The sequence below is a fragment of the Streptomyces sp. NPDC060205 genome, from assembly GCF_042728395.1.
GTDB lineage: Bacteria > Actinomycetota > Actinomycetes > Streptomycetales > Streptomycetaceae > Streptomyces.
On the sequence record NZ_JBHWZP010000348.1, the window covers coordinates 1 to 9,253 of the forward strand.

Genomic DNA, 9,253 nt, shown 5'->3' on the forward strand with positions numbered 1-9,253 from the left:
CTGCGCGGGAGCGCGCAGCGCGACATGGGGGTCTGGGGGCGCAGCCCCCAGGGACGGGAAGGGAAGGGGCGGCCGGGGCGAGAATGTCGCGCATGGACATCGTGATCAGGCGGGCCGAGCCCGCCGAGTACCCCGCCGTCGGCGAGCTCACCGCGCAGGCGTACCTCAAGGACGGCCTCCTCGACTTCGGCGAGAGCGACAGGTACCTCGCCGAACTGCGCGACGCCGCGAAGCGCGCCGCCGCGTCCGACGTCCTGGTCGCCGTCGAGGCGACCGGCGGCGGGCTCGTCCTCGGCACCGTGACCTTCGTGCCGGCCGGCGGCGGGCCCATGGCCGAGATCGCCCGCGCCGGCGAGGCCGAGCTGCGGATGCTGGCCGTCGCGAAGGAGGCCCGCGGCCGGGGCGTGGGAACCCTGCTGGTGCGCGCCTGTGTCGACCGCGCCCGGGCCACGGCCGGCTGCGGTGCCGTCGTGCTGTCCACCCAGCGCACCATGCACAGCGCCCACCGCGTCTACGAGCGCCTCGGCTTCACCCGTACCCCCGTCCGGGACTGGAACCCCATCCCGGAGCTGGACGACCTCTTGCTCCTCACCTACGAGTTGACGCTCTGACACCCTCCGCTACACCGTCCGGAGCCGACACGACACAACATGTGGGGGTGCTTCCGGAGCCCGGCACAAGATGTATGCTCATGCTCGCTGTCGTCGCAGGGGAATCCGGTGCGAATCCGGAACTGTCCCGCAACGGTGTACTTGTACGTGATATGCCCGCATGCCCAGATGTCCGACACCGGATGTCCGCGTGCCCGCATACCGCGTACGGGAGTCAGTCCGAGGACCTGCCGACAGCGCGCCCAGGCCGTCCGGCCCGGGTGCATGACGTCCGGGCCTCGTGGAGTGGGCCGGTGGACGCGGCGTACCGCTGCCCAGGGCGCGTACCCCCGTGTGCCCCGAACCCTCTCCCGCCGAGGCCCCCGTGCCGAGCGAGGGAGAGCCCCACGTGACCATCGCGCCAGCCGATCCGGTCTCCGCGACAGCGACCCGGGACCAGCAGGACAGGGCCGAGGCCGACGGACCGGGAACCGCGTTGCTGCGGATCCTGACCGACTTCACCGCCGACCTCCCCGGCGCCGACCCCGGCCGGGTCGCCGCCGCCGCGCTGCGCGGCCGGTCCGCCGCCGCGGACACGGCGGAGCTGCGCGAGCTGGCCACGGAGTCGGCCGCCGGTCTCATCTCCGAGGACCCGGTCTACTCGAAGCTGGCCGCCCGGCTGCTGACCGTGACCATCGCCGCGGAGGCCGCCTCGCAGGGCGTGCGCTCCTTCTCGGAGTCGGTCGCCGTCGGCCACCGCGAGGGCCTGATCGCCGACCGCACGGCCGAGTTCGTACGCCTGCACGCGGCCCGGCTCGACACGCTGATCGATCTGGCGGGCGACGACCGCTTCGGCTACTTCGGGCTGCGCACGCTGCACAGCCGGTACCTGCTGCGGCACCCGATCACGCGGTCCGTCATCGAGACGCCCCAGCACTTCATGCTGCGGGTGGCGAGCGGGCTGGCCGAGGACGACACGACCAGATCCGTCGACGAAGTCGCCTCCCTGTACCGGCTGATGAGCCGCCTGGACTATCTCCCCTCCTCCCCCACGCTCTTCAACTCCGGCACGCGCCACCCGCAGATGTCGTCCTGCTACCTCCTCGACTCCCCGCTGGACGAGCTGGACTCGATCTACGACCGCTACCACCAGGTGGCCCGTCTCTCGAAGCACGCGGGCGGCATCGGGCTCTCGTACTCCCGGATCCGTTCGCGCGGTTCGCTGATCCGCGGCACGAACGGGCACTCGAACGGCATCGTCCCGTTCCTGAAGACCCTCGACGCCTCGGTCGCCGCGGTGAACCAGGGCGGCCGGCGCAAGGGCGCCGCCGCGGTCTACCTGGAGACCTGGCACTCCGACATCGAGGAGTTCCTGGAGCTGCGCGACAACACCGGTGAGGACGCCCGGCGTACGCACAACCTGAACCTCGCGCACTGGATCCCCGACGAGTTCATGCGCCGGGTGAACGAGAACCGCGACTGGTCGCTGTTCTCCCCCTCGGACGTGCCCGAGCTGGTCGACCTGTGGGGCGACGCGTTCGACGCCGCCTACCGCGAGGCGGAGGCCGCCGGGCTGGCCAGGAAGACCATCCCCGCCCGTGATCTGTACGGCCGCATGATGCGTACCCTCGCGCAGACCGGCAACGGCTGGATGACCTTCAAGGACGCAGCCAACCGCACCGCCAACCAGACGGCGCTGCCCGGTCACACCGTCCACTCCTCGAACCTGTGCACCGAGATCCTGGAGGTCACGGACGACGGGGAGACCGCGGTCTGCAACCTCGGCTCGGTCAATCTCGGCTCCTTCGTGGACGCGGACGCCGGCGACATCGACTGGGAGCGCCTCGACGCGACCGTGCGGACCGCCGTCACCTTCCTCGACCGGGTCGTCGACATCAACTTCTACCCGACCGAGCAGGCGGGCCGTTCCAACGCCAAGTGGCGTCCGGTGGGCCTCGGCGCGATGGGTCTGCAGGACGTCTTCTTCAAGCTGCGGCTGCCGTTCGACTCGCCGCAGGCGCGCGCCCTGTCCACCCGGATCGCCGAGCGGATCATGCTCGCCTCGTACGAGGCGTCCGCCGACCTCGCCGAGCGCAACGGCCCGCTGCCCGCCTGGGAGAAGACCCGTACCGCCCAGGGTGTGCTGCACCCCGACCACTACGACGTCGAGCTGAACTGGCCGGAGCGCTGGGCGGCCCTGCGGGAGCGGATCGCCGCGGTGGGCATGCGCAACTCGCTGCTGCTGGCCATCGCGCCGACCGCCACCATCGCGTCCATCGCGGGCGTGTACGAGTGCATCGAGCCGCAGGTCTCCAACCTGTTCAAGCGCGAGACGCTGTCCGGCGAGTTCCTCCAGGTCAACTCCTACCTGGTGGCCGAGCTGAAGAAGCTCGGCGTGTGGGACGCGCAGACCCGGGAAGCGCTGCGCGAGTCCAACGGCTCGGTGCAGGGCTTCACCTGGGTGCCCGCGGACGTGCGCGAGCTGTACCGCACGGCATGGGAGATCCCGCAGCGCGGTCTGATCGACATGGCCGCCGCCCGGACCCCGTTCCTGGACCAGGCGCAGTCGCTGAACCTGTTCCTGGAGACGCCGACCATCGGCAAGCTCTCCTCGATGTACGCGTACGCCTGGAAGTCGGGGCTGAAGACGACGTACTACCTGCGCTCGCGCCCGGCGACCCGCATCGCCCGCGCCGCCCAGGCGCAGAGCGTGCCCGAGGCGCGGCCCGAGAGCACCATCCCCGTCCAGCAGGCCGCCGACCCCGAGGCGGTCGCCTGCTCCCTTGAGAACCCCGAGTCCTGCGAGGCCTGCCAGTAATGACCACCGCACCTGAGAAGACCGAGAAGAACCTTCTCGACCCGGGCTTCGAGCTGACCCTGCGGCCCATGCGCTACCCGGACTTCTACGAGCGCTACCGGGACGCGATCAAGAACACCTGGACCGTCGAGGAGGTCGACCTCCACTCGGACGTCTCCGACCTGGCGAAGCTGTCACCGGGTGAGCAGCACATGATCGGCCGGCTGGTCGCGTTCTTCGCGACGGGCGACTCGATCGTCGCGAACAACCTGGTCCTGACGCTGTACAAGCACATCAACTCCCCCGAGGCGCGGCTGTATCTGAGCCGTCAGCTCTTCGAGGAGGCCGTGCACGTCCAGTTCTATCTGACGCTGCTCGACACCTACCTCCCCGACCCGGAGGACCGCACCGCCGCGTTCGCCGCGGTCGAGAACATCCCGTCCATCCGTGAGAAGGCCGAGTTCTGCTTCAAGTGGATGGACTCGGTGGAGAAGCTGGACCGGCTGGAGACGAAGGCCGACCGCCGCCGCTTCCTGCTGAACCTCATCTGCTTCGCCGCGTGCATCGAGGGCCTGTTCTTCTACGGGGCCTTCGCGTACGTCTACTGGTTCCGCAGCCGGGGTCTGCTGCACGGACTCGCGACCGGCACCAACTGGGTGTTCCGCGACGAGACGATGCACATGAGCTTCGCCTTCGAGGTCGTGGACACCGTCCGCAAGGAGGAGCCGGAGCTCTTCGACGAGGAGCTCCGGCAGCAGGTGACCGACATGATGCGCGAGGCCGTCGAGGCCGAGCTGCAGTTCGGGCGCGACCTGTGCGGTGAGGGCCTGCCCGGCATGAACACCGAGTCGATGCGGCAGTACCTGGAGTGCGTCGCCGACCAGCGGCTGCAGCGCCTGGGCCTCGCCCCGGTGTACGGCTCCGAGAACCCGTTCTCCTTCATGGAGCTGCAGGGGGTTCAGGAGCTGACCAACTTCTTCGAGCGCCGGCCCTCGGCGTACCAGGTGGCCGTGGAGGGGACGGTCGACCTCGACGAGGACTTCTGACCCTTCGAGGGGCCCCGCTCCTGGGCGGGGCCCTGTTCGGCCTCCCTGAGCTGACGGTCGACGCGCCGGTCGCGCACGATGCCGAACACCGCGGGGAGGACGAGCAGGACGAGGATTCCGAGGACGAAGAGCATTCCGATCAGGCCTTCCAGCTGTGTCGTATTCATGGACACCACTGTCGCGCCGGATACTCCTTACCATCAGTGGCAGGACTGCCGCACACCCTCGATTTCCTGCCAGCGCGGGTGCACACTGTCAGCATGCTGACCAACGTGGCCGCCGTCCTGCTCGACGGCGCGCATCCCTTCGAACTCGGCGTCGTGTGCGAGGTGTTCGGCCTCGACCGCAGCGACGAGGGACTTCCGGTGTACGACTTCGCGGTCGCCTCGGCCGAGGGGCCCACCCTCGCCACCCACGTCCCGGGTTTCACGCTCTCCACGCCGTACGGGCTCGACCGGCTGGAGGAGGCCGACCTCATCGTCGTGCCCGCCGGGAGCCACTACATCGGGCGCACCTACCCGCCCGCGCTGCTCGACGCCCTGGTCCGGGCCGCCGACCGCGGCACCAAGGTGCTGAGCGTCTGCTCCGGGGTCTTCGTGCTCGGCGCGGCCGGACTGCTCGACGGGCGGCGCTGCGCGGTCCACTGGCGGCACGCCGACAAGCTGGCCGCCCGCCACCCGCTCGCGAAGGTCGAACCGGACGTGCTGTACGTGGACGAGGACCCGGTGATCACCTCCGCCGGCACCGCCTCCGGCATCGACGCCTGTCTGCACATCGTCCGCAAGGAGCAGGGCCCGGAGGTCGCCAACAGCATCGCGCGGCGCATGGTGGTGCCGCCGCACCGCGACGGCGGCCAGGCCCAGTACATCGAACGGCCGCTGCCGCGCTCGCAGTGCGACACGGTCGGTGCGGTGCTCGCCTGGATGGAGCGCCACCTCGACGAGGAGGTGACCGTCGAACAGCTCGCCGCCCGCGCGCACATGTCGCCGCGCACCTTCGCCCGGCGCTTCCAGCAGGAGACGGGGACCACCCCGTACCGCTGGCTCCTGCGTCAGCGGGTGCTGCTGGCGCAGGAGCTGCTGGAGGCCACCGACCAGACGATGGACTTCATCGCGGACCGCACGGGGTTCGGGACGGCGGCCGCGCTGCGCCATCAGTTCGTCCGCTCGCTGGGGACGACACCGAACGCGTACCGGCGCACGTTCAGGGGCCCGCAGGCCGCCTGAACGTGCGCGGGGGTGGTCAGCGCGGTACGACGGCGCTCACCTCGGCACGAGCCGCGCTCACCTCGGCACGGCCCTCAGCAGCAGCCGGTGCGGTCGCAGGGTGATGCCGACGCGGGTGGTGTCGTTCGACTCGGACACCTGTTCCAGCCGCCAGCGCGAGGCCACCGCCGCCGTGACGAGCCCGAGCTGGGCCATCGAGAAGTGGTCGCTCGGGCACTTCCGGTTGCCCACACTGAACGGGCTCATCGCGTACTTCGGGACGTCCTTCGCGCGTTCCGGAAGCCAGCGATCGGGGTCGAACTCCAGATGCCCGTCGTACGAACGCGCGTCGCGCTGTATCGCGTACGGACTGTAGACGATGTCGGCCCCGGCCGGAATGCGATACCCACCGAGTGCGGTTTCGGTCAGGGCGCGGCGCGTCAATATCCATACGGCGGGACGCAACCGCATGGCCTCGACGACGACATTGTTCGTGTGGGACAGCTTCCGCACGTCCGCGAATGCGACAGGACGGCCGCCGGTGACCGATTCGACCTCTTCGCGTACGCGGTCCGCGTGTTCCGGGTGTTCCGCGAGGACCTGCAGAAGCCACATGATCGTGGAAGCGACCGTTTCGCTTCCGGGGGTGAGTATCGCGACGACCTGGTCGTGGATCTCCTGTTCCCCGATGGGCTCGCCATTCTCGTCCTTCGCTTCCAGCAATGCTGTCAGCAAATCGTCCGGCTTTTGACCAGATGCACGGCGCTCGGCCACGATCTCGTCGACCAGGAGGTGTAAATCGGCCAATGCGCGGTCGAATTTACGATTGGCCGGAAGCGGAAGCCTGTAGAGCACTCCCGCGGGAACGACCATACGGCGGTACATGCCGCGGAAGACCGTGGCGAGGGCGATGCTCAGCCGCTCGGCGCGCTCATCCATGAAGTCCCCGCGCAGCAGGCAGCGGGCCGCGATGCGGACGGCGACGCGGAACGACTCGGCGGTGCAGTCGATCGTCTCGCCGGGCCGCCAGCGCTCCGCGAGGGCGTGCGCCTCCTCCTCCATGATCGGCCCGTAGCCGGGGATGGCGTCCAGCCGGAAGGCGGGCTGGATCGTCCGGCGCTGCCGCCGGTGCCGCGAGCCGTTGGCGGTCGCCACTCCCTCCTTGCCGAGCAGGCCTTCCAGGGACTCCCACAGGGGTCCGTCGATCTTGAAGTCGGGGCTCAGGGCCAGTTCCCCGGTGAGGGCCGGCGTGGTGACGGCGTACACCGTCTTGGGGCCCAGCTTCAGCCGGACGACCTCGCCCTGGTCGCGCAGCCGGGAGAGGAAACCCAGCGGGTCGCGGACCAGTTTCAGGCCGTGCCCGAGCCCGGGGACGCCGCCTTGGGCCAGGGGCGGCGTGGACAGTTCTGCCGCTTGGTGTGCAGCGGACCGTACCGACTCGACGGTCATTTCTCACCTGCCGCTTCGTTGTTGACGTACGGGGGTGTGGTGCGGTCGTCCCAGCTGTCGACCATGTACCGTCCCGACTCGTGGTGGAACCAGTACACGGAGCTGAACCAATTCCGCATGTTGAACAGGCACGCCCGTACGGCAGCCGCTAGTTCGGCGCCGCGCGCGGACCCGTTGTCGATCCTTTCCGCGTACCTCAATACCTCCTTCTCGGCGTCGAGGAATTCAGTGATGCATTCCTCCACCCGCCGCCTGACTTCCTTGACCGATTCTTCCAGTCGCATTCCCTCGTGATGAATGAGACTGATGCCGAGATTGTGCACCTCGTCGCCCGCGATTTCCTTGGGGAGAGAACACAGGTCGTTGTACCAGGCGGCGAAATCCTGGCACAGCAGAGCAGCCCTCCGAAACGCGGGGTTCTCCCGCACGAAGAGAGGCAGCTCGTACTCCGCGCTCGGTTCCAGCAGGTCGAGCCAGATCCAGTGCGCGAATGTGTTCCGCCGCAGTTCGAGGTATTCCTCGACGGTCGGGACAATGCCCGACACCCGGTTGCGGAATTCCTGGTCGTACGCCTCGATGACCGTGTGGAAATGGTCGGCGAAGCGCGCGTTCCATCCCTCGCCCAGGAACGAGTACAGCCGGACCATGCTGTCCGCGAACCCCGCCACCAGGGGGTCCTGGTGGTACAGATGCTCCTTCGGGGAGTCGAGGGCCGCGTGCAGCCGCGTCCTGAGCAGCTGCCAGGCCTCCGGCCGACCGTGGATGACATCACGGTCGTGGCGGTCGTCCCAGACGAAGAACCACGCGCTGTAGTCCGCTATCGCCTGGAGGACCTCATCGGGCGCGCCAATGTAGAAGCCCGCCATGAGGTCGGTGTAGCAAAGCCCATCGGCATATGCCTCGACCTTCGCCGCCGACATGAGGCGCATTTCCAGGAGCCAGACCCTGGTGTTCTCCTGGAGCTTCGGCCAATACGGATGGAGTTGACGGGGAAACTCGGCCTCGATCACCGGAAGAGAGAGCGCCGGTGGAACGAGGGCCGAGGTGTACGTCGTTGAGGTGCTCTGTGGGAAAGCAGGCACGAACAAACCCCTCTCAGCCGCCTGTTGACGACACGCCCCTCCCGCTGTGCCGGGCGTGCGCCGTTGCGTATCCCCGCACTTCCCATTCAGCACCACAACTGACCGTTCTGGGAACGGATTTGCTTCGCTCACTACCCCACGATGCCGAGAATCTCCCTATGTGTGACTGAATATGGATCATTACAGGCGCACAAGGGATCGAACGTGCTACGCACAGACGAACGGCGCCTGGTCGGAAGGGAATCCGACCAGGCGCCGTGGGCGCGGGACGCTCACGCCCCGGTTGTCGTTCTGTGTCACAGACGTCCGCAGACGTTCACAGGCGTTCCGGAGGTCCGCGAAGGTTCTCAGTCGTTCGCGACGACGGGGTAGCGCGGTTCGTTCTCGGCCATCTGCCGCAGCGCGTCCTTGCGCTCGCGCTTGGAGAGCCGGTCGATGTAGAGGTACCCGTACAGGTGGTCCGTCTCGTGCTGGAGGCAGCGCGCGAAGTAGCCCGTGCCGCGCACCTTGATCGGGTTGCCCTTCTCGTCCTGCCCGGTGACCTCGGCGTAGTCGGGGCGGGCCAGCGGCGCGTACGCGGTCGGCACCGACAGGCAGCCCTCGTTGCTCTCGTCCAGCTGGCGCCGCTCGGCGGGCAGCTCGACGAGCACGGGGTTGCAGACCACGCCCGTGTGCCGCTTGCCCTCGTCGTCCGGGCAGTCGTAGACGAAGACCTTGAGGTCGACGCCGATCTGGTTCGCGGCCAGGCCCACGCCCTCGGCGGTGTGCTGGCTGGCGAACATGTCGTCGACCAGCCGGGCGAGGTCGTCCCCGAAGTCCGTGACGTCCCTGCACTCCTTGTGCAGCACCGGGTTCCCGACGACCGTGATGGGCCGGGAGGTCCCGCGTCCGCGGTAGGCCGCCTCGCGCTCCTGAGGGTTCTCGGTGTCGATGACGAAGCCCTCGTCGTCCACGGGGAGCACTCCGGAGTGCTGCTGCTCAGTGTCCTGCTGCGCCATGACCGACGTAAGCCTTCCTCGGAAAACAGGGTTGCGATGCGGATACAGGGTACGGGTCGCCCCTGACAGGAGCCGCCCCGCAGGGG

8 protein-coding genes and 1 riboswitch are annotated in these 9,253 nt (G+C 68.7%); of the genes, 4 read left to right on the forward strand and 4 right to left on the reverse strand.

The window, feature by feature from the left end:
* Window positions 1-92 precede the first annotated feature (92 nt).
* From ACFWGJ_RS37220 to ACFWGJ_RS37230, 3 genes are all read left to right on the forward strand, one after another.
* Window positions 93-611 carry a GNAT family N-acetyltransferase gene (locus ACFWGJ_RS37220; protein ID WP_387333395.1) on the forward strand — a complete coding sequence of 173 codons (519 nt, stop codon included), beginning with the start codon at window positions 93-95 and terminating at the stop codon, window positions 609-611.
* A gap of 44 nt (window positions 612-655) precedes the next feature.
* A riboswitch (cobalamin riboswitch) is annotated at window positions 656-861 on the forward strand.
* A gap of 138 nt (window positions 862-999) precedes the next feature.
* Entirely contained in the window at window positions 1,000-3,408 is a 2,409-nt protein-coding gene (locus tag ACFWGJ_RS37225) for a ribonucleoside-diphosphate reductase subunit alpha (RefSeq protein WP_387333396.1), read from the forward strand.
* A complete protein-coding gene (locus tag ACFWGJ_RS37230; protein WP_387333397.1) occupies window positions 3,408-4,433 on the forward strand; it encodes a ribonucleotide-diphosphate reductase subunit beta in 1,026 nt (341 codons plus the stop codon). The genes ACFWGJ_RS37225 and ACFWGJ_RS37230 overlap by 1 nt, the downstream gene beginning before the upstream one ends.
* On the opposite strand, the gene ACFWGJ_RS37235 is transcribed toward ACFWGJ_RS37230, so the two are convergent.
* Window positions 4,346-4,600, reverse strand: coding sequence for a hypothetical protein (locus ACFWGJ_RS37235; RefSeq protein ID WP_387333398.1), 255 nt, complete (start codon window positions 4,598-4,600; stop codon window positions 4,346-4,348). The genes ACFWGJ_RS37230 and ACFWGJ_RS37235 overlap by 88 nt on opposite strands.
* A 93-nt stretch (window positions 4,601-4,693) precedes the next feature.
* Here ACFWGJ_RS37235 and ACFWGJ_RS37240 point away from each other — a divergent pair, with 93 nt between their 5' ends.
* Entirely contained in the window at window positions 4,694-5,659 is a 966-nt protein-coding gene (locus tag ACFWGJ_RS37240) for a helix-turn-helix domain-containing protein (RefSeq protein WP_387333399.1), read from the forward strand.
* A gap of 57 nt (window positions 5,660-5,716) precedes the next feature.
* On the opposite strand, the gene ACFWGJ_RS37245 is transcribed toward ACFWGJ_RS37240, so the two are convergent.
* From ACFWGJ_RS37245 to def, 3 genes are all read right to left on the reverse strand, one after another.
* Window positions 5,717-7,087: a cytochrome P450 gene (locus ACFWGJ_RS37245; RefSeq protein WP_387333400.1), complete on the reverse strand. Its 1,371-nt coding sequence runs from the start codon at window positions 7,085-7,087 to the stop codon at window positions 5,717-5,719.
* The gene (gene cyc1, locus ACFWGJ_RS37250; RefSeq protein WP_387333402.1) at window positions 7,084-8,169 is read right to left on the reverse strand and encodes an epi-isozizaene synthase; all 1,086 of its coding nucleotides are present in this window, start codon (window positions 8,167-8,169) and stop codon (window positions 7,084-7,086) included. Before cyc1 ends, ACFWGJ_RS37245 begins: the two co-directional genes overlap by 4 nt.
* Window positions 8,170-8,516: 347 nt before the next feature.
* Window positions 8,517-9,167 (reverse strand): peptide deformylase, encoded by a 651-nt coding sequence (gene def / locus ACFWGJ_RS37255; protein ID WP_387333401.1) that lies wholly within the window; start codon window positions 9,165-9,167, stop codon window positions 8,517-8,519.
* Window positions 9,168-9,253: the final 86 nt, after the last annotated feature.

Excerpts from the sequence above, each read along its gene's own strand:
- ACFWGJ_RS37240 (WP_387333399.1), top strand. The coding sequence starts at position 4,694 with ATGCTGACCAACGTGGCCGCCGTCCTGCTCGACGGCGCGCATCCCTTC.
- ACFWGJ_RS37245 (WP_387333400.1), bottom strand. The coding sequence starts at position 7,087 with ATGACCGTCGAGTCGGTACGGTCCGCTGCACACCAAGCGGCAGAACTG.
- ACFWGJ_RS37230 (WP_387333397.1), top strand. The coding sequence starts at position 3,408 with ATGACCACCGCACCTGAGAAGACCGAGAAGAACCTTCTCGACCCGGGC.
- ACFWGJ_RS37235 (WP_387333398.1), bottom strand. The coding sequence starts at position 4,600 with ATGAATACGACACAGCTGGAAGGCCTGATCGGAATGCTCTTCGTCCTC.
- def (WP_387333401.1), bottom strand. The coding sequence starts at position 9,167 with ATGGCGCAGCAGGACACTGAGCAGCAGCACTCCGGAGTGCTCCCCGTG.
- ACFWGJ_RS37220 (WP_387333395.1), top strand. The coding sequence starts at position 93 with ATGGACATCGTGATCAGGCGGGCCGAGCCCGCCGAGTACCCCGCCGTC.